Raw genomic sequence first — 20,660 nt, 5'->3', positions numbered from 1 at the left:
TGGAGTGAAAATGAGCAACGAGTCAAACAAAGTAGATCAAGAGATCATTGATGCAGAAGTCGTCAATGAAACGGAAACTGAAGTCGCAGCAGAAGAGGCCACCGAAGTTGATGCGTTAACTCAAGCTAACCTTAAAATTGAAGCATTAGAGCAACAACTTGCTGAAACTCAAGCAGCCTTAGCTGAGCGTAAAGATGTTGAAATTCGCGCCGCTGCTGAAACGGCAAACATCCGCGCTCGTGCAGCAAAAGATGTTGAAAAAGCCCGTGCCTTCGCATTAGAAAAGTTCGTGAATGAGCTTTTGCCTGTATTAGATAATATGGAACGTGCACTTGCTGGTGTTGATGCTGAAGATGAAGCAACTAAAGCGATTGCTGAAGGTGTTGAATTGACCATGAAAGGGTTAATGGCAGCAGTTGAGAAAAATGGCGTAGTGCTTGTTAATCCATTAGGTGAAGCATTTAATCCAAATCATCATCAAGCTATCGGTATGCAGCCAAGTGCAGAATACCCTAAAGATACCGTGATGCTAGTTATGCAAAAAGGTTACATCTTAAAAGACCGTGTACTTCGCCCTGCGATGGTTATGGTGTCTCAAGGTGGCGCAAGTGTTGATACACAAGCGTAATGCATAACAATTGAAAACTGACTTCTTGGTTTGCCAATCAATAAGCAAAGCATTGGCAAAGCAATAGTTAGTAATCAAGCGTTAGTAATAAAGAGTTAATAAAAAGGACTGCCAATGCAGTCCTTTTTTGTGATTTTTAGTAGCGCCAATCAAATTGGCTTAACTCCCTGAGGCGGTTAACTTAAATAGTCTTGGATTTGGGCTAAAACACCCGCACCATCTAATTTAAGCTCTTGGATGATTTCATCCGGTCCACCATGCTTGATAAATTCATCAGGTAAGCCAATTTGCAGCACAGGCTTTAAGATTTTCATTTGATGCAGCGCTTCAATGACGCCGCTACCCGCACCGCCCATAATGGCATTTTCTTCAACGGTGACAATCACGTCATGACTATGAGCAAGCTCAGCGAGCAGGGTTAAATCTAATGGCTTAACAAAGCGCATATCGGCAACGGTGGCATCGAGCGTCTCAGCGGCTTCAAGCGCTGCAGCAAGAGTAGTACCAAAGTTAACAATGGCTACACGTTGCGTCTGCTGTTGGCTTTGACGTTTAACCAAGCCTTTACCAATCGCAATAGGAGTCATTTCTTCAGTTGGTTCAATACCTGTCGCACAACCACGAGGGTAGCGAACCGCCGTTGGGCCATCTTTATAGCGATAACCGGTATAGAGCATTTGGCGACATTCATCTTCATCAGATGGTGCCATAACGACCATATTGGGAACACAACGCAGGAAGCTTAAATCAAAAGCACCTTGGTGAGTTGGGCCATCAGCGCCAACAATACCACCGCGATCGATAGCAAATAACACAGGTAAGCGCTGTAGAGCTACATCGTGAATTAACTGATCGTAACCACGCTGCAAGAAAGTTGAATAGATAGCGACAACAGCTGAGTAGCCTTCACACGCAAAACCAGCACCTAAGGTGACCGCGTGTTGCTCAGCAATCGCGGCATCAAAATACTGGTTTGGAAAACGCTGTGAAAACTCAACCATGCCCGAGCCTTCACGCATGGCTGGTGTAATGGCGAGTAACTTGTCATCTTTTTCAGCAACATCACATAACCACTTACCGAAAATTTGCGAAAATGTCGGTGAACTTGGTTTTGTTTTCGGCTTTCTAAATTGAGTGTGGTCGAATTTAGGCACTGCATGCCAACCGATAGGATCTTTTTCAGCAGGCTCATATCCACGACCTTTTTTAGTCATGATATGCAGGATTTGCGGGCCCTTTAAATCGCGCATATTACGCAGGGTTTCAACTAATGAATCAACATCATGACCATCAATCGGGCCAATATAGTTAAAACCTAGTTCTTCAAATAAGGTTCCAGGTACGACCATACCTTTAAGGTGTTCTTCAGTACGCTTTGCCATTTCTTTAATGACAGGCATACCTTTGAGCACTTTTTTGCTGCTTTCACGAATGGTGGTGTAGAAGCGGCCTGACATTAGTTGGGCTAAATGGTTATTCAGTGCGCCGACATTTTCAGAGATTGACATCTCATTGTCATTTAACACCACTAACATGTCATTGTGCAGATCGCCTGCATGGTTCATGGCCTCAAACACCATACCGCCAGTCATCGCACCATCACCAATTACAGCAACAACTTTACGATCTTTTTGCTCCTTCTCTGCAGCAACAGCCATAGCTAAAGCTGCACTGACAGAAGTCCCTGAGTGACCAACACTAAAGGTGTCGTACTCACTTTCTTCACGCCATGGGAAAGGGTGTAAACCGTTCTTTTGACGAATGGTATGCATTCTGTCACGACGACCAGTGAGAATTTTATGGGGGTAAGCTTGGTGGCCTACATCCCATACTACGCGGTCAAAAGGCGTATTATAGACATAATGAAGTGCTACTGTTAATTCAACAGTACCAAGGCCTGAAGCAAAATGGCCACTTGAGTTACTGACTGATTTAAGCAAAAACTGTCTTAATTCATCGGATAACTGTGGCAGCATGCCTTGCGGCAGCTTTTTCAAATCGTCAGGGGTATTAGCTTGAGCTAATACCGGAAATTGAGAATTATCGAAACTCATATGGCGGTAAACTGTCTCTTTATATTCTTCGCGCAATGATATAGCGGGCGAAGTCTGCAATTAACTGGCTATTGTAGGTCAATTTTGCCAGCGCTGATAGTGCATCGTTAATTAGTTGCTCGGCGCATTCATTTGCACCCTTAAGCCCTAATAATTTAGGAAATGTGCTTTTATTGGACTCTTGATCACTGCCTTGGGGTTTACCTAATTCTTCAGTGCTGGCAATGATGTCTAAAATGTCATCTTGTACTTGAAAGGCTAAGCCAATATTGGCGGCAAAGTCTCTGATAATTTGTTGGTCTAGGCTTGATGCTGATGCCGCGATTAAGGCAAGTTCTGCAGCGCAGCTAATTAAGGCTCCGGTTTTTTTATTATGTAACAGGGTTAGCTGCTCAAGGTCTATACGCTTATTGGTGGCGCCTAGATCAATAGCTTGTCCGCCGCACATACCACTATAACCCGATGCTTTAGCTAAAGCGGTTACCATAGCAAGTTGCTGAGAGGCGCTAATGCTCTCATTAGGCTCGCAAATAAGTTCAAAGGCTAAGGTTTGCAGGGCATCGCCTGCAAGGATAGCGCTGGCTTCATCAAAAGCAATATGCACCGTTGGCTGGCCGCGGCGCAGGGCATCATCGTCCATGGCAGGTAAATCATCATGGATTAATGAGTAGGCATGAATACATTCGATAGCGGCTGCGGCGTTATCAAGCTGCTTTAAATCAGCACCTAACATTTCACCAATGCTATAAACCATAAAAGGTCGAATGCGTTTGCCGCCCAATAAGGCGCCGTGGGTCATTGCGGCTTTTAATATAGGGGCAGCGTCATCAAGCTGGGCAAGTTTAGTTGCTAAAACTTGGTTCACGCGTTGTTGGTATTGTTCAATTGACTGGGCTAACACACTTATTCGCCTTCAACGGTAAATGGGCTGAGGTTGGTATCGTCTTCATTTAATAAGATGGAAACTTTTTGTTGAGCCTGTTCTAGCTTAGATTGGCTCTGGCGCACTAGCTTAATGCCGCGCTCAAATTGTTTAAGGGCATTATCTAAAGTGACTTCACCTTGCTCAAGATCTGCAACAATGTTTTCAAGCTCCGATAAGGATTCTTCAAAACTTAGATTCTCAGGTTTTTTTGCCACAATTCTTATTCCTTCTATTATGCGGGGACAAGGTATATCAGGCCGCGCTAAGGGTCAAATTCAGTCGTTGTTTATTTGCTCAATAGCACGCTTTGTGACTGAATATTTATATAATTCATAAAATATTCCTAAACTTGGGCTAAGTTTGACCGATATAGATAATGAATACCAGTGTCAAGCGGTCGCTTTAAGCGAAGTTTGAAATCCATGGTAGTAATAATGGTAGTCGTAATAGCATTTTTTGATGCTTTTTTGATAAACCAGCCAATTAATCGATGAAAGTGTCACTGTATGAGTTTTTTTTGTTCGTTTGAACATTTGTCCCAATAGCTCAGAGTGTTACATTGGTATTCATAGAAGTAAGGCAGCATTATTAAGACTGCGCTCAAGGAGAAATTGTGGATTTAGCAACCCTAATAGGTTTAATAGGCGCCTTCGCTTTTATTATTGGTTCTATGGTGAACAGTGGTGGGATTTCGATTTTTATTGATGCGCCATCGGTGATGATTGTGCTTATTGGTTCTCTTTTCGTTGTGATGATGAAATATAATCTTAAGCAATTTTTAGGCGCGGTAAAAATTGGCGCTAAAGCTTTCATGTTTAAAATTGATAAGCCTGAGGAGTTAATTGACCAATCAGTGAATATGGCTGATGCAGCCCGTAAAGGGGGCTTTTTAGCATTAGAAGAAGCGCAGATCGGTAACAGTTTTATGCAAAAAGCGGTCGACATGTTAGTGGATGGCCATGATGGTGATGTGGTGCGTGAAGCCTTAGAAAAAGATATTGCCCTGACCGAGGAAAGGCATAAAACCGGCATTGGCATTTTTAAATCCTTAGGTGATGTGGCCCCAGCCATGGGCATGATTGGTACCTTGATTGGTTTAGTGGCCATGCTATCGAATATGGATGACCCTAAATCAATTGGCCCGGCAATGGCGGTGGCATTATTAACCACGCTTTATGGCGCGATTATCGCCAATATGGTGGCGCTCCCGATTGCTGATAAATTGCAATTACGTATGAGTGAAGAGTTACTTAACCGCAATTTGATTATGGATGCGGTCTTGGCGATTCAAGATGGTCAGAACCCACGTGTTATCGAAGGTTTCCTGAAAAATTATCTAGGTGAAAAACAACGTCAAATCGATACCACGGACGGAGAGTAGCTCATGGCTAAAAAAGCCAAGTGTGATTGTCCACCACCCGGCGCGCCGTTATGGCTAGCCACCTTTGCTGATCTTATGTCGTTATTGATGTGCTTTTTTGTTTTGCTGCTGGCGTTCTCTGAAATGGACGTGATGAAGTTTAAGCAAATTGCCGGTTCGATGAAGTATGCCTTCGGGGTGCAAAATAAAGTTGAAGTTAAAGATATTCCTAAAGGCACCTCGGTGATTGCGTTAGAGTTTCGGCCGGGAAAACCGGACCCTACCCCTATTGAAATTATCAATCAGCAAACCAATGAGATGACAGAGCAAACCATTGAGTATCAAGCAGGCGACGATGCCAGTGCGGGCGGCGTGCAAAAACAGCAAGGGGATAATCGCGGCGGTAATGCTCAAGCGACGGCCCAGCAACAAGCACAGGCTCAGCAAGCCCAAGCGAAGTCTGAGCAAGAAAATATTAACGACCAAGTGAAAAAAATGGCCGAAAAACTCAATGAGGAAATTGTTGATGGCGCCATCGAAATTGAATCGTTAGGGCAACAGATTATTATCCGGATCCGCGAAAAAGGCTCTTTTGCATCGGGTTCAGGCTTTTTACAGCCAAGATTTAAACCTGTTATTCGCTCAATTGGTGACTTATTAAAAGATGTTCCCGGCATTATTACAGTATCAGGTCATACCGATGGCATGCACATTAGCAATGAGCTTTACAGTTCTAATTGGGACTTATCCAGTAAACGCGCAGTCTCAGTAGCCCATGAACTGGCCAAAGTGACAGGCTTTGATGACAGCAGAATGCGGGTGGTGGGTATGGCATCTAATGCGCCATTAGTGGCTAACGACTCTGATAAAAACCGTAGCCGTAATCGCCGAGTTGAAATTGCTATTGAACAAGGCAAGGCGAAAGAGTCTGCTGAGATAGAAGTACTCGCGCCACAATCACAGCAGCCATAGAAACGCGCTCTTTATATAAGATGAGATTAGCCGCTTAGTCCTTAAGCGGCTTTTTATCGGCTTTAAATAGCGCTGTATAGCCAGTAATCGCAACGCCGTTTCACTGACGCTGTGTTGCAGTATTGCTTAGACTGCTAATTTTATTTAGATTTAATGACAGCCTTAGCACCTAAGCTCAAAGATTGTGTGTAATAAAATTTATTGTGTTTGGTATATAGACAGTTTTTGCTATAATCCCGCCTTTGTTGGCTGGTTAATTTCCAGCCATTATTATTTTTGACTTTTATGAGTTGATTTTGCGCTGAATATCAACGCAATCCGTAGTCGTAAAAGTGAACATCCAAATCAGTTGCCGCGGAAATCCAATGAAGTTTATTGTAAAGCTATACCCAGAAATCATGATGAAAAGTAAAACTGTTCGTATGCGTTTTACTAAAATTCTTGAGACCAACATTCGAAATGTACTTAAAAAAGTTGATGACGAAGTAAAAGTACAACGTCAATGGGATCGCATTATGATCCACGTCAACAGCGATGAACAAACGCGCATTAACGCCATTGCTGAGCGTTTAGAATGTATTCCTGGTATTGCTCATGTTGTTCAAGTTGATGAATACAGTTTTGAGTCAATGGATGATATCTACCAGCAAGTACTGCCAGTTTATAAAGAGCAATTGGCAGGTAAAACCTTCTGTGTTCGCGTTAAACGTACTGGTAAGCATGACTTTAATTCAATTGAAGTTGAGCGTTACGTTGGTGGCGGTTTAAACCAGCACACAGATGCTGTGGGTGTGAAATTAAAAAATCCAGATATGACGGTTAATTTAGAAATTGACCATGAAAAACTGTATATGGTTGTGCGCCGTATTCCCGGTTTAGGTGGTTTCCCAATGGCGACCCAAGAAGATGTATTATCGCTTATCTCAGGTGGATTTGATTCAGGTGTATCAAGCTATCAATTCATCAAAAAAGGTGCCCGCACTCACTATTGTTTCTTTAACTTAGGTGGCGCGCAGCATGAGATTGGTGTTAAGCAAGTGGCTTATCATTTGTGGCAGAAATATGGTGAGTCACACAAAGTGCGCTTTATGACTGTACCATTTGAGCCAGTGGTTGCTGAGATTCTAGAAAAAATTGATAACGGTCAAATGGGCGTTATTCTTAAGCGTATGATGATGCGCGCCGCCACTAAAATGGCTGAAAAGTACAACATCCAAGCTTTGGTTACAGGTGAGAGTTTAGGTCAAGTTTCAAGCCAAACTCTGACCAACTTAAACGTAATTGACCGCTGTACGGATTTATTGATTTTACGTCCATTAATCACCATGGATAAGCAAGACATTATCAATGAAAGTCGCCAAATTGGTACTGAAGATTTCGCTAAAGCGATTCCTGAATATTGTGGTGTGATTTCGCAAAAGCCAACCGTTAAGGCTGTACTGGCAAAAATTGAAGCTGAAGAGCTTAAATTCAGTGAAGACATAATTGACCGTATTGTAGAAGATGCCGTGGTTATCGATATTAAGCAAATTGCTGAAAAAGTTGAAACCACAGTAAGTGAAACTGAAACCGTTGATGCAATTGAAGCTGGCAGTGTTGTGATTGATATCAGAGCACAAGATGAAGAAGAGCAAAACCCACTAAGCATTGATGGCACTGAAATCTTAAAAATTCCTTTCTTTAAATTAGCAACGCAATTTGCTGATTTAGATAAAAGTAAAACCTATTTACTCTACTGTGATCGCGGCGTAATGAGTAAATTACAAGCGTTATACCTGACTGAGCAAGGTCACAGCAACGTTAAAGTATACCGTCCTTAATGGCGTAAAAGGAGTATCGCTAGTCGATGCTCCTACTTAAGCTTTGCAGGCTGTGATGTGTATTTCATATTGAAACTGAGACAGTCATTTTAGCCCATAAAAAAACCGCATTACCATTTAAATGGTCAATGCGGTTTTTTTGTTACTGTTTTTACAGTAAATTAATCAGCAGTGCGCGTTTCAGCGGTAGTGATTGGCTGTTGAACTTCTTTGTCTGCAACTAAAGTGCTGTTAACATCAACCTGAACATTACTTTGCATTTCTGACATGCTTTGTTGAAGCTCTGCGTTTATTGAAGCTTGAAGGTCGCTGATATCAATGCCTTCTTCATTTGCGCTAGCTGTAAAAGCAAAACAAGAAAGTAAAGCTACTGTAGCTAATGATTTTAAATTGAACATAAAGGTCGCCTCCGGGCTGACTTAACACTGGCGGACACACCCTTACACTGCGTAGAAGTTGTCCAACTCATCATAAATCTGATGGTCATAATTTAACCGAACACAGTGTTCTTTACAAACGACAAAATGTAACGCTATTCATTAGAAAAACTAATTAAAAAACGAGAGATGGATCACTATGTCGCGAAGATTGCCACCTTTGAACGCGGTAAAAGCATTTGAAGCAGCAGCAAGGCACTTGAGCTTTACCCGTGCCGCTGAAGAGTTGTTTGTTACTCAGGCTGCTGTTAGTCATCAAATTAAAGCATTAGAAGATTTTCTAGGCCTAAAGCTGTTTCGCCGCAAAAATCGTTCGCTTTTATTGACCGAAGAAGGTCAAAGTTATTTCCTCGATATTAAAGATATTTTTATCCAATTAGGTGAATCAACCGACCGATTATTAGCCCGAAGCGCCATTGGTTCGTTAACGGTAAGTATGTCACCAAGTTTTGCAATTCAATGGCTTGTGCCGCGTTTGGCTAAGTTTAGTGAGCAAAATCCCGATATTGATGTACGCATTAAAGCTGTTGACAGCGAAACGGGCTCATTGACTGATGATGTAGATGTGGCCATCTATTATGGCCAAGGTAATTGGCCTGGCTTAAGAGCGGATAAATTGCGTAATGAAGTGCTCATTCCGGTGTGTTCACCGCTGTTACTTAATGGACCTAAACCATTAGAGAAACCCAGCGACTTAAAAAATCATACCTTACTGCACGATTCTAGCCGTCATGATTGGCAGGCATGGTTTAGGCAATGTGGAATTAGTGAAATTAATGTTAATTCTGGCCCCATCTTTAGTCATTCATCGTTAGTACTGCAAGCTGCCGCTCATGGCCAAGGTATTGCGCTGGGTTACAGCGTACTCGCAAGGCCGGATATAAAAGCAGGCCGCTTGGTGTGTCCGTTCTCAGAGGTGCTAGTCAGCAAAGATGCTTATTACTTAGTGTGTCAGCAAAATCATTCTGAATTAGGTAAAGTCGCTGCCTTTAGAGAGTGGATGGTAGATATGTTTGCTGAAGAGTCTCGCAGTGAATTACTGTCAGGCTAGGGCTAACTTACCCAAGCTTAACCACATAGCGTAGTAATTAATGCTGTTGTCACTAACAATCGAAGAAACTAATGATATGACCCCCCTAGGCCCAGCTGTAACAAACGATAGTTTAGAAATTGAATCAATCTTACAGGGCGACCCCAGTAAAACATTAGTGGTATTGGCCCATGGCGCAGGGGCTAATATGCACCATGAGTTTATGGTCGATATCGCCAATGGCTTGGTTGCTAAAGGTTATCAAGTATTGCGCTTTAACTTCTTATATATGCAAGCCAATATGCAAGATGGCAAAAGAAGGCCGCCAGATAGAGCGCCTAAACTGTTAATGCATTTTACTAGGCTACTTAATTCCATTGAACAAACCATTGAAGACAATGATCTTGTGGTCGAAAACATTGTGTTAATGGGGAAATCAATGGGTGGCAGAATGGCGGCGACATTGTTAACCGATGACGAACTTATCATTAATGATGAGCAGGTTGAGATCTCTGCTTCAGTTAACGCCTTAATTAAAGGCTGCATTTGCTTAGGTTATCCCTTTGTTCCATTAAAAGGCGGAGAGCCGAGACTTGAGCCGTTAAATAATGGCTTAAAACCATTAATGGTGGTGCAAGGTGAGCGGGATAAATTTGGCGGTATAAGCGAAATACCCCAGTGGGATATAAATAAACAAGTCAAAGTCAGCTGGATAACCGATGGCGATCATAGTTTTAAGCCACGTAAGTCGTCAGGAACCACATTAGAGGCTAATCTGAAGCACTGCTTAACCATATGTGATCAGTTTATTACTGATATTGTGGATTAATTTTCTATAAAGCGAGATATCAATGAGACAAGGTTTATTACTGTTAGCGGCAATCAGTGGTTTTTTAGCGGTTGCTTTAGGGGCTTTTGGTGCCCATGGGTTAAAAAGTATTGCCCCGCCTGAGTTGGTTGCGATTTTTAAACTCGGTGTCGATTATCACTTTTATCACACCTTTGCCATTATTGCCGTAGCGTTAAGTGGTCACTGGATAAGTTCAAAACTGCTGGATTGGGCAGGTTATTTATTCTTCGTGGGTATTTTATTATTTTCAGGTTCATTGTATTTATATGCCTTTACTGGCGCCAAATGGATTGGGCCAATTACCCCTATGGGCGGCGGTTGTATGCTGATTGGCTGGACATTGTTTGCCATTGGGATAGCAAAACATACTAAGCAGAAATAACTTAGCGTCACCTTTGGCAAATATTTCAAAGCAGCAGCTTGTTTATCAAATCTGCTGCTTTGTTGCTTTTATCGGTTTGCCTTTTCTATTTAACACAGCGGCATAATTTTTGAGTATAATGCCCCCATTATTTTGTCCTTCGACCATACTGTGAAGCAGTTATGGTTATAGAAGCTTAAGGCTTATCATGAAAAACCTCTTTATATTTTGCCGCGCAGGCTATGAGAAAGATTGTGCTGCAGAAATTCAACAGCGTGCAGCTGAATTAAATATTGGTGGCTTTGTTAAAACCAATACCAATGATGCTTATGTGATTTACCAATGTTTTGAAGAAAACGGCGGTGAGCAACTGGCAAAGCAAATTGAGTTAAATTCATTAGTGTTTGCAAGACAAATGTTTGCTGCTGGTGAGTTGATAAAAGATTTGCCTGAAAAAGACAGAGTATCACCGATTGTGGCTGCTTTAAGTGAAGTGTCAAAAGCGGGAGAATTACGAGTTGAAACTCCAGATACCAATGAAGCTAAAGAACTGTCAGGTTTTTGCCGCAAATTTACTGTGCCTTTACGCCAAGGCCTGAAAAAGTCTGGCGCATTATTAGCTCAAGAAAATGACCGCAGACCTATCATTCATGTGTGCTTTGTAGCGCCGGGTACGGCTTATGTCGGCTATTCATTATCAAACAATAGCTCACCTTATTTTATGGGCATTCCCCGTCTTAAAATGGCTGCCGATGCTCCGAGTCGTTCAAGCTTGAAATTAGATGAGGCTTTTGGGCAATTCTTGACAAAGGAAGAGCAAGAAGACCGCTGCCGCTCAGGGCTTCATTCTGTGGATTTAGGCGCTTGTCCTGGTGGCTGGACTTATCAGCTAGTACGTCGTGGCATGTTTGTCGCCGCAGTTGATAATGGTCCTATGGATCAGAAGTTAATGGACACTGGACAGGTTAAACATTATCGCGCCGATGGTTTTCGTTTCGAACCACCAAGAAAAAACATTTATTGGTTAGTGTGTGACATGGTAGAAAAACCGTCACGTGTTGCTGAGCTCGTTGAAGCTTGGGCGATTAATGGCTGGTTTAAAGAAGCCATTTTTAACCTTAAATTACCAATGAAAAGTCGTTATAAAGAAGTCAGACAGATTTTAGATACTATGGCTGAAATTTTAAAAGAAAACGACATCACAGATTTTAAATTACAGTGTAAGCACCTTTATCATGATCGTGATGAAGTGACAGTTCACTTATGGGTTAAACCTAATACTGCTTGGGCGTTTAACTAAGCTATTTAGCTGGAAATTTAAACAAGCATTAAAAAGCCCTTAGTGAATATCACTAAGGGCTTTTTTATTATCCTTTAATTAAAACTAGAGTTATTAGCGCTGCAATAACTCAGCTAAAAGGGTAATAAAGCTTATCCTAAACGATCAACAACAGCTTGAGTGAAGTCAGTTGTACCATGAGTACCACCAAGATCGCGGGTTGTGCGGTCGCCTTCTTCAATCACAGCAGATACTGCAGAGCGGATCATTTCCGCTTTGTCAGCCATGCCTAAATACTCCAGCATTTGTATAGAGGCTAGAATCACGGATGTAGGATTTGCAAGATTTTTGCCTGCAATATCAGGTGCGCTACCATGAACCGCTTCGAAAATTGCCGCATCTTTACCGATGTTTGCGCCAGGCGCCATACCTAAGCCGCCAACAAGACCTGCACATAAGTCAGATAGAATGTCACCGAATAAGTTAGTTGTTACCAATACATCAAAGTTTTCTGGATTCATGACCAACTTCATACACGTTGCATCCACAATCATTTCTTCTGTTTCGATATCTGGGTAACGCTGGCTCACTTCACGCGCCACTTTCAAGAATAAACCTGAAGTTGACTTCATGATGTTGGCTTTATGAACGATAGTCACTTTTTTACGGTTTTCTTTACGTGCTAGCTCATAAGCAAAAGTGGTAATTTGCTCTGCACCTTGACGAGTAATGATACTGGTCGCTTCAGCAGTAGCGCCATCGTCAGATACTTTTTGGCCTAAGCCTGAATACATACCTTCAGTGTTTTCACGTACTGTGATGATATCAATGTTGTCATAACGTGCTTGAGTACCTTTAAAAGAAAGTACAGGGCGCACGTTAGCATATAAGCTGAATTTTTTACGTAGGCTTACATTGATAGAGGTAAAACCTTCACCGACAGGTGTGGTTAATGGCCCTTTAAGGGTAATACGGTTTTTTTCGATAAGGTCTAAGGTACGCTGAGGTACTAATTCACCTTGCTTTTCTAATGCGGCTAAACCGGCGTCTGCAAACTCATATTCAAAGTCGCAACCAGCCTTGTCGAGAATTTTTAAAGCCGAATCGATAATGCTTGGTCCAATCCCATCACCTGGGATTACGGTTATAGTACGTTTTGGCATGGATAGTCCTTCCACTTAGTGGTTACTGCATTTTCTTGTTATTGTTTACAACACCTTAACAAGACTACTTACTCACGGTTTTGTTGCGGCGCATTTTAACGAATTTAGATTTTTTTTTACAGTTTTTAGTGAGTTTAATCACATATTTTTTTAAATAATTAAGCTAATCCTCAGGTGATTGCTTTAAGATATTCACAACCATGTAATTGAAAGGCTTATTTCGCGTCATAAATCAGCTTTAGTTGTTAATAAAAGGTTGGTTGTAAAGTTATTTCGCGTGCATAGCATAAGCAGGTGACAGATTTTAAATAGACGACTTTGGTCTACTAACTACAGTCTACTAGCTTTGGGCCTACTAACAATCTAAGGGGCTGCAAAAATAACTTGGCACAGTTTAGTCTGAAAGGTCATTAATTAAATTGCGGTGATATTTTCAACAATGCTTTATTAAATTTCAATTATGTTTTCAGTTAATGAATTTAGCTGAACTGTATTTCATTCCATAACAACAATAACGAGGAAGATTTGAAGTTACGTAACCTTATTCCATTGACTCTGTTAGCAGTGTCAATGTCAGCCATATCAGCTGACAACATTAAGCCGTTATTGCTCGATGATATTATGCGCTTTGAGACTTTACAGACTCCCGTTATCTCTGAAAATGGCACAGTGTTAGCGGTTGAGGCTATGCCAGATCGCGGTAATAGCCGCGCTTTAGTCAATCAAGTGGCTACACAAAAGCAGTATCAAATTGATGGTGGCTCTGATGTTAAAGTCAGCGCAAATGGTGATTATGTGATTGCCACTATTGCGCCGAGCTTATTAGAAAAAGAAACCCTCAAAAAGTCTGAGCTTAGTGCAGGGCTTAGCTTACTGAATACCAAAACAGGTAACCAGCAACAGTTTAAGCGGGTTAAACAAGCTGAGTTTAGTACCAAAGGTGATTATTTAGCGGTTTGGTTTGATATTGATGACACTAAAGAAGATGGCAAAGAGGACGCTGAAGAAACGAGCATTAATGGCGCAGATAAAGGCAGTGGTTTTAAGCTCATTCAACTCGCCACCAATACTTTTCAGGAGTTTGACCATGTTACTCAATTTAACTTTGACCGCTCAGGTAACCAATTTGTGGTTGCCATTAATGATATTGCTGCCAAGCAGCATGTGATTAAAAAGGTCGATTTAATCACTAATACTCTAACGCAAGTTTATAAGTCAGACGGTTATCAAGTGGCAGAGCTGAGTTTATCTGATGATGGCAACTGGCTTGGCTTTACCCAAGGGGATGCAAGTGTAGAGCGTGATGAGCGAGAGTATCAACTGAAGCTTTTGGCTCTAGAGTCTCTTAAGCTCAAACAGGTGCCAACAGATGATGACTGGACTTTGAATCAGCATTCAAAAATTTTCTTTTCTGAAGATAGCTTAAGGCTATTTATTGGCCGCGTACCGCAAGTAGATAAAGCCCTGACACTGGCATCAATAGAGTCTGAAGCCGATTTATTTGACCAACAAATTGTTACCGGACTTCGTGATTTAAAAGTGTGGCATGGTGACGACCCAAAAATAAAACCTCATGAAGTAAAACAATATGCCAAAGAGTTAAAGCGCACTTATCTTGCTGTGATGCACGTTAATGCTAACCGTATAGTGCAACTGGCGGATAAAGCCGTACCGGATGTGCACTATGGTGAACAAAAGCGTTATTTATTAGCTACCTCAGATGTGCCTTATCAAAAAATGATCACCTGGGCAGGTTTTTATCAAGATGTCTATCTAGTGGATTTAAATACTGGCCGTAAGCTGCAAATTTTAACTCAACATGCCTCAAGTGAAATGCCAAGCTTGTCTCCTAATGGGCGTTTTGTGGCGTATTATCAACAAGGCGGACTGTTTTTGTATGATATTGCTAATGCCAGAAAACACAGTTTAACCAAAGATATCGCTATTAGCTTTGCAAATGAAGACCATGATTATCCCAGTAATGCGCCAAGTTATGGCTTAGGGCCTTGGCTAGCCGATGATTCAGGCATTATTGGCTATGACAAATATGATGTGTGGCAATTTAGCAGCTCATCGTTTGACGGCTTTATGTTGTCTGCGGGTGAAGGACGTAAAAATCGTCAGCAGTTTAGATTGGCCGGGTTATATGCAACGTCAGATATGCCTGCTGTCATTGAGCAGCAGCAAGCGCTGCTATTGCACGGTTATAATGAACACACCAAAGCTGACAGTTTTTATCGCGCCACTGTTGGCGTCCCAGGAGTGACGTTGCAACTTGAAACCGAGGCAAAATTGACGGTACTTGCCCGCAGTAAAAATAGCGACACTATGGTGTTTTCTAAGCAGCGTTATGATCTTTACCCTGATTTATACACCTCAAGTGTGAATACGCCTAATGAAGCCAGCCAACAAACTGACTTAGATAGTCAGCGAGATGATTTTAATTGGGGCGCTGCAGAATTGGTGCGTTGGCGTGATGGTGATGGCCGCCCAGCTGATGGCGTACTGATTAAGCCCACGAATTATCAAGCCGGTAAACAGTATCCGGTTATGGTGTATTTCTATCGCTTTATGAGCGATCGTTTGCATTCATTCCCGCATATGGCAATTAATCATCGACCAAACTTTGCTTGGTATGCAGATAATGGCTATGCCATTTTCTTACCTGACATTCGTTTTGAAGTAGGTTACCCGGGGATCTCGTCAGTAAAGGCATTAACTGCTGGCGTTCAAAAAATCATTGATATGGGCGTTGCCGACCCAGATGCCATTGGTATTCAAGGCCATTCATGGGGCGGTTATCAAACCGCTTTCGCTGTGACCCAAACCAATATCTTTAAAGCAGCGGTTACCGGTGCGCCCGTGTCGAACATGACTAGTGCTTATAGCGGCATTCGTCATGGCTCTGGCCTTGCTCGTCAATTTCAGTATGAAACAGGTCAAAGCCGAATTGCTGAAAGTTTGTTTAAGTCGCCGCAAAAGTACATTGAAAACTCACCGGTGTTTTATGCTGAACGCATTCAAACTCCAATGATGATTATGTTTGGTGATAAAGATGATGCGGTGCCGTGGGAGCAAGGCGTGGAGCTATATCTTGCCATGCGCAGAACCGGTAAAGATGTGGTGTTTTTACAATATGAAGATGAACCACATCATTTGAAAAAGTACCCTAATAAACTAGATTACACCATTCGAATGAAGCAGTATTTTGACCATTATTTAAAAGGCGTTGCAGCGCCTAAGTGGTTAAAAGAAGGTGAGGCGTATCGAGAATATAACCAAGATTAACGATTACAATTCAATCTAATATTGAACTAAAAATGCCACTGATAGCGATATACAGTGGCATTTTTTATGGGTTCAGCTGAGCGGTTACTGTTCTGAAGTTATTGCTGTTTCTATGCCTTGCTCTGCGGGAATTGGACTGGTTTGTATCGCGTTAAGATCGGTTTCAGTTTGAGGTGCGATAGCGATAATCGGTATTTGCAGAAATTGCTCATAGGTTTCTTGCCCCCAAGCAATCAGCTCACCATCTTTAAATAACAGCGGCGTGCATTCATCTTTAGTGGTTTGACCGTCGGAGGTGACATGGTGAGTGCGGTAAAACATAATTTGAAAGCTGCCATCAGATGATGCTTTGGCCTCTGAAAAATCGGCTCGGCCCATTAGTTGCCTAATGCTATCAATAGTTTGGCCAATTATAATTTCGCTAAGCATTTTATGGTTAAACTCTTGGCGTTCTTGCCAGCTGCGATCTTCTGGCCGAGTCTCGTAGACAAATATAACGAAAATAACAAAAGTGACATATGCAATAAAGATGGTTGCGATTAAATATGACACTTTAGATTTCATCAGGCGATTCCTTGCTTCATTAATGGTTAGCTAACTACTCTAAACTGCTTGAGGTTAATGTTTAGCGGCATATGGCATTGCAGTTGCGCCAATTTATAACTGATTCTTGCCATCTCTTTGCCCTCTGATAATTTTAGCGCTTGTTTCGCACCAAGATTATCCAGTGACTGGTATAAGTTTGCCAAGCTTCTAAACTTGTTTAATAAATCCGCTGCTGATTTTGGCCCAATACCGGTAATACCAGGAACTTTATTCCCCGCGTCTCCTGCAAGCGCGATAAAGTCTAAAATTTGATTTTGCTGCACGGCGAGCTTTTTCTCTAAGGCTTTTATATCAAAATATTGCTGCTTGAAATGATCCCAAATAACAATATTGCTATGCATCAGTTGCCCAAACCCTTTGTCGGTTGACACTATGATGGCCTGACCGTTATTTTCAGCAATTTTAGTGGCCAAGGTGGCAATCACATCATCGGCCTCTGAAATGGCATCATGGGATTGAACATGTTCAATGGCCAGAGCGGTTTTGATATCTTCAAGGCCAGCCTTTAAAGCGACAGGCATAGGCTTACGGCCTTTTTTATAATCAGGGTAGAGCTGTTTACGCCACGATTCTTCATCACCGTCCCACACCATAATGGCATGAGTTGGTTGGTGATGTTTAAGTAATTTTTTACATGCTGACAGTGTGCGCTCTTTAACACTGACGATATCCGTTTCATCTGGCAATACCGCATGAATACGCCTAACAAGATTAAGGCCATCGATAATGAGTAATTTATTCATGGTTTTCTTTTCGTTTGCAGTAAGGTCGCTCACATTGAGCCACTGTATGATTTAATTATAAATTAACCGTCCTTGAGCTTAAACCTTACGGCTTGTTTTTAACAGTGGAATCAATGGCTATTTAAGCGCTACTTGATTAAAAAGCAAGATGTAGACGGCAAAGTAAAGCAATATAACATGTGCTATTTTTTATTATTGATGCGATAGCAAGGAGTATATTCGCTGCCTGGCAGTTTCATTCTTTGTTGCGTTACGAACGCAGCAAGCAGTTTATCCATCATGGTCATCAGCCGCTCATCACCACTTATCTCAAATGGACCTAAGTCTTCAATAAGTTTAATGGTCTCACTTTTGACATTACCGGCAACAATGCCTGAAAACGCCCGCCGTAAACTGGCCGCTAACTCAGCTTTGTTCGGATGAAAAAACAGGTGCAGGTTTTTCATGACCTCGTGATTTGGCTCAAAAGGCAGTTGAAATTCAGGTTCTATTTTCAGCGCCCACTGGTATTGGTAAGCATCACCAAGTTGTTTACGCATGGCTTTTACATCGCTCATGCCTTGTTTCATCAGCTGCGCTACCTTTACAGGATCATCAATAATGATTTGGTATTTATCTCGGGCCTGCTGACCAAGGGTAGCGCCGATAAAGTCATCTATTTCAGTGAAGTAGTCCGCACTTTGTTTAGGGCCGGTTAAAATCAGTGGAAAGGGCAGCTGGGCATTGGCGGGATTAAGCAAAATACCCAAAATATAAAGCAGCTCTTCAGCGGTGCCAGCGCCGCCGGGAAAGATAACAATACCATGGCCTAAACGGACAAAGGCCTCTAAGCGTTTTTCGATATCTGGCATTATCACCAGCTCATTGACTATTTGATTCGGGGGCTCTGCAGCAATAATACTGGGCTCGGTTAAGCCAATATAGCGGGCATCTTTAATGCGCTGTTTGGCATGACCAATGGCGGCGCCTTTCATTGGGCCTTCCATTGCGCCTGGACCACAACCGGTGCAAATATCTAACGCTCTTAACCCCAACTCATAGCCTACTTCACGGGTGTATTGATACTCTATGGGGTTAATGCTGTGTCCGCCCCAACACACTATGACATTAGGATCGATCATCGGTGAAATGACTCTGGCATTACGCAAGATATCAAATACCACATTGGTAATGTGGCTGGCATTGGTGAGATTGATGTGCTTTAGATTGTCATATTTATTGTCGATATAGACGATATCGCGAAGCACAGCAAAAAGATGTTCTTGGATCCCTGCAATGATTTCACCATCAACGAAGGCTTGTGTTGGCGGGTTGATGAGCTCTAGTAATAAGCCGCGTTCACGTTGCAGCACATTGATATGAAAATTGGCGTAGCGCTTGAATAAAGCGTCAGAATTATCACTTTTTAAACCGGAGGCAAGCACTGCCAGTGAGCAGTTTCGCAGTAGTTGGTATAACTCATTTTTAGCACTTTGCTTGAGGCGATCAACCTCCATTTGCGAAAGTTGATCTAAGCTGCCTCTAGGGCTGATCTTTATTATCATATGCAACTCCTTGGTAGAGTTGCAGTAGATACTAGATATCGATTACAACTCTATCTCGACCATTATTTTTGGCTTTATAAAGTGCAGCATCAGCACGTTCAAAGGTTTCTTCGATACGTTCGTTTTCCATGACCTGAGCTGCACCTATGGATAATGTCACAGTAATTCTCTGATTTTTAAACTTAAATGGAATATTCTTAATTTTATCTTTGACCCGATTTAACAATAGACCAATATGCTCTTCATTGACATCTGGTAGCAATAAAACAAATTCTTCGCCGCCATAACGGGCAACAAACTCACTTTCTCTAAGGGAGTTTTTTAGCGCCATGGAAATGACTTGCAGGGTTTTATCACCGGTACTATGACCAAAACTGTCATTGACTGTCTTAAAGTAATCAATATCAGTTACCGCCACCCATAATGGACTATTAAAGCGTTTATGGTTTCTATACTCTTGCTCCATTCTATCTTCTAATGCAGCACGATTTGGCAGTTGGGTTAATGGGTCTAATAGGTTGAGTTTTTGATGCTCAAACAGTTTTTCTTTGTAGCTGTTGGCTTCTTTAGTAATAGAGCTTAGCTCTTTTTTCATCGACTCAACGGATTTACGTAGCAGTGATTGCTCACGAGTTTCAAGGGCTTCTTTACGGTTTAATGCATCTCGTAATGAAGCAAGTTGGACGGTCAGCTCAGTTTTTAGCGCGATGATATCATCGACGTCATCGACAATACCGTCAGCATTATCAACCCGCAGGTTAATTTCTTTATTAAGCTGAGTTTTAATTTGTTGTGAACGCTCGTTATTGTTTGCAGTATTATTGACCACATCACGAACTATGCTAATCGCATCATTTAAGGTATACAGAAAATCCTGAGAGGCGGTTTTTTCTCGGGCAATGTTATTCAGTAAAAAGCTCAGTATTGTTTGATATGACTCAAGTAAAGTATTGAGCTTAATATCACCCATAAGCACTTCTTTCATGACCAGAATTTGATCACGTTGCTCTTTTCTGAATTCTATCTCAGATATTTTTTGGGCTAACTCTTTTGCTAAAATTAAGTGTTGAGGCAAAATGACATGGTCATCAGCATTGGCAAACTTTTGCTGAAGCATTTGCTCGTAAAAGCCGATAACTTGTTCCACCTTAGGAATATATTCCCAAATGGTATGGATCGGCTTATTAAGATCTTTTTTAAAGTAATTAATTTCTTTTTTGATTTCATCAGGGGCAGAATCAACCCGCTGAATCTGGCTGATCACCCGGGACAGGCTGTTGCGACTCTCTTCAAGGCTAGTCATTGTTTGGCTATATTGTGCCTTTAATAACCGCTCAATACCCACCAATTCAGGCAAGGCTTCATCTATTTGCTCAAAACCCTGTAAATGATGTCTCAGTTTGGCAAGGCGATTATCTAATTCAAGATTTTGGCCCTTGCACGCTAAGCTTAAGTGTCCTAAAAATCGAATTAAGGTGCGTAATTTTTCACTACGATCATCATGAATTTCTTCGATAGCTAATTTAGCGGCGTTGAGCTTTTGTTTTAATAATGAAACTTGTGACACCGCTGCTGAAGAGTCTTGCATGCTGTAAGCCTT

The 20,660-nt window shown here is 41.8% G+C and carries 18 protein-coding genes; 9 read left to right on the top strand and 9 right to left on the bottom strand.

All coding sequences use genetic code 11. The annotated features are described in order from the left end of the window. Positions 1 to 10: 10 nt before the first annotated feature. Positions 11 to 628: a nucleotide exchange factor GrpE gene (gene grpE / locus BCU94_RS01045; protein WP_076540307.1), complete on the top strand. Its 618-nt coding sequence runs from the start codon at positions 11 to 13 to the stop codon at positions 626 to 628. A 176-nt stretch (positions 629 to 804) separates the two neighbouring features. On the opposite strand, the gene dxs is transcribed toward grpE, so the two are convergent. Genes dxs through xseB form a run of 3 tightly spaced genes read right to left on the bottom strand, consistent with a single transcriptional unit; the run spans position 805 to position 3,822 of the window. Beyond that, a complete protein-coding gene (gene dxs / locus BCU94_RS01040; RefSeq protein WP_102475390.1) occupies positions 805 to 2,682 on the bottom strand; it encodes a 1-deoxy-D-xylulose-5-phosphate synthase in 1,878 nt (625 codons plus the stop codon). 19 nt (positions 2,683 to 2,701) lie between these two features. After that, entirely contained in the window at positions 2,702 to 3,583 is an 882-nt protein-coding gene (gene ispA, locus BCU94_RS01035) for a (2E,6E)-farnesyl diphosphate synthase (RefSeq protein ID WP_102439522.1), read from the bottom strand. 2 nt (positions 3,584 to 3,585) lie between these two features. Beyond that, complete coding sequence (xseB, locus tag BCU94_RS01030; RefSeq protein ID WP_076540313.1) at positions 3,586 to 3,822, bottom strand: exodeoxyribonuclease VII small subunit; 237 nt, start codon at positions 3,820 to 3,822, stop codon at positions 3,586 to 3,588. A 398-nt stretch (positions 3,823 to 4,220) separates the two neighbouring features. Here xseB and pomA point away from each other — a divergent pair, with 398 nt between their 5' ends. The 3 genes from pomA (at position 4,221) to thiI (ending at position 7,759) form a co-directional block, all read left to right on the top strand. Then, the gene (gene pomA, locus BCU94_RS01025) at positions 4,221 to 4,988 is read left to right on the top strand and encodes a flagellar motor protein PomA (RefSeq protein ID WP_102439523.1); all 768 of its coding nucleotides are present in this window, start codon (positions 4,221 to 4,223) and stop codon (positions 4,986 to 4,988) included. Positions 4,989 to 4,991: 3 nt separating this feature from the next. Beyond that, the gene (locus BCU94_RS01020; RefSeq protein WP_102439524.1) at positions 4,992 to 5,939 is read left to right on the top strand and encodes a flagellar motor protein MotB; all 948 of its coding nucleotides are present in this window, start codon (positions 4,992 to 4,994) and stop codon (positions 5,937 to 5,939) included. Between the two features lie 365 nt (positions 5,940 to 6,304). Further along, positions 6,305 to 7,759, top strand: a complete 1,455-nt coding sequence (thiI, locus tag BCU94_RS01015) for a tRNA uracil 4-sulfurtransferase ThiI (RefSeq protein WP_102475389.1) — start codon at positions 6,305 to 6,307, stop codon at positions 7,757 to 7,759. A gap of 161 nt (positions 7,760 to 7,920) precedes the next feature. Here the strand turns inward: thiI and BCU94_RS01010 are convergent, their stop codons facing one another. Beyond that, positions 7,921 to 8,157 (bottom strand): hypothetical protein, encoded by a 237-nt coding sequence (locus tag BCU94_RS01010; RefSeq protein WP_102475388.1) that lies wholly within the window; start codon positions 8,155 to 8,157, stop codon positions 7,921 to 7,923. A gap of 178 nt (positions 8,158 to 8,335) precedes the next feature. Here BCU94_RS01010 and BCU94_RS01005 point away from each other — a divergent pair, with 178 nt between their 5' ends. The 4 genes from BCU94_RS01005 (at position 8,336) to rlmM (ending at position 11,737) form a co-directional block, all read left to right on the top strand. Further along, on the top strand, positions 8,336 to 9,247 hold the full coding sequence (locus tag BCU94_RS01005) for a transcriptional regulator GcvA (protein ID WP_076540323.1): 912 nt from the start codon (positions 8,336 to 8,338) through the stop codon (positions 9,245 to 9,247). Positions 9,248 to 9,323: 76 nt separating this feature from the next. Further along, a complete protein-coding gene (locus tag BCU94_RS01000) occupies positions 9,324 to 10,055 on the top strand; it encodes an alpha/beta family hydrolase (RefSeq protein ID WP_102475428.1) in 732 nt (243 codons plus the stop codon). 22 nt (positions 10,056 to 10,077) lie between these two features. After that, positions 10,078 to 10,458, top strand: coding sequence for a DUF423 domain-containing protein (locus BCU94_RS00995; RefSeq protein WP_102439527.1), 381 nt, complete (start codon positions 10,078 to 10,080; stop codon positions 10,456 to 10,458). A 187-nt stretch (positions 10,459 to 10,645) separates the two neighbouring features. Continuing rightward, positions 10,646 to 11,737 carry a 23S rRNA (cytidine(2498)-2'-O)-methyltransferase RlmM gene (rlmM, locus tag BCU94_RS00990; RefSeq protein WP_102439528.1) on the top strand — a complete coding sequence of 364 codons (1,092 nt, stop codon included), beginning with the start codon at positions 10,646 to 10,648 and terminating at the stop codon, positions 11,735 to 11,737. 131 nt (positions 11,738 to 11,868) lie between these two features. Here rlmM and BCU94_RS00985 read toward each other — a convergent pair whose 3' ends face one another. Next, positions 11,869 to 12,879, bottom strand: coding sequence for an isocitrate dehydrogenase (locus tag BCU94_RS00985; RefSeq protein WP_102439529.1), 1,011 nt, complete (start codon positions 12,877 to 12,879; stop codon positions 11,869 to 11,871). Positions 12,880 to 13,404: 525 nt separating this feature from the next. Here BCU94_RS00985 and BCU94_RS00980 point away from each other — a divergent pair. Further along, entirely contained in the window at positions 13,405 to 16,167 is a 2,763-nt protein-coding gene (locus BCU94_RS00980) for a prolyl oligopeptidase family serine peptidase (RefSeq protein WP_102475387.1), read from the top strand. An 84-nt stretch (positions 16,168 to 16,251) separates the two neighbouring features. On the opposite strand, the gene BCU94_RS00975 is transcribed toward BCU94_RS00980, so the two are convergent. The 4 genes from BCU94_RS00975 to BCU94_RS00960 form a co-directional block, all read right to left on the bottom strand. Next, positions 16,252 to 16,731, bottom strand: coding sequence for a DUF3192 domain-containing protein (locus tag BCU94_RS00975; protein WP_102439531.1), 480 nt, complete (start codon positions 16,729 to 16,731; stop codon positions 16,252 to 16,254). 26 nt (positions 16,732 to 16,757) lie between these two features. Further along, positions 16,758 to 17,516, bottom strand: a complete 759-nt coding sequence (xni, locus tag BCU94_RS00970; protein WP_102439532.1) for a flap endonuclease Xni — start codon at positions 17,514 to 17,516, stop codon at positions 16,758 to 16,760. Between the two features lie 182 nt (positions 17,517 to 17,698). After that, positions 17,699 to 19,060, bottom strand: coding sequence for a nucleotide 5'-monophosphate nucleosidase PpnN (gene ppnN / locus BCU94_RS00965; RefSeq protein ID WP_102439533.1), 1,362 nt, complete (start codon positions 19,058 to 19,060; stop codon positions 17,699 to 17,701). A 31-nt stretch (positions 19,061 to 19,091) separates the two neighbouring features. Continuing rightward, complete coding sequence (locus BCU94_RS00960) at positions 19,092 to 20,648, bottom strand: GGDEF domain-containing protein (protein WP_102475386.1); 1,557 nt, start codon at positions 20,646 to 20,648, stop codon at positions 19,092 to 19,094. Positions 20,649 to 20,660 lie beyond the last annotated feature (12 nt).

It is taken from the genome of Shewanella sp. 10N.286.52.C2, from assembly GCF_002874545.1.
In the GTDB taxonomy this organism is placed as follows: domain Bacteria; phylum Pseudomonadota; class Gammaproteobacteria; order Enterobacterales; family Shewanellaceae; genus Shewanella.
The sequence above is the reverse complement of the archived record's forward strand: the minus strand, read 5'-3'. Positions and strand labels throughout refer to the sequence as shown.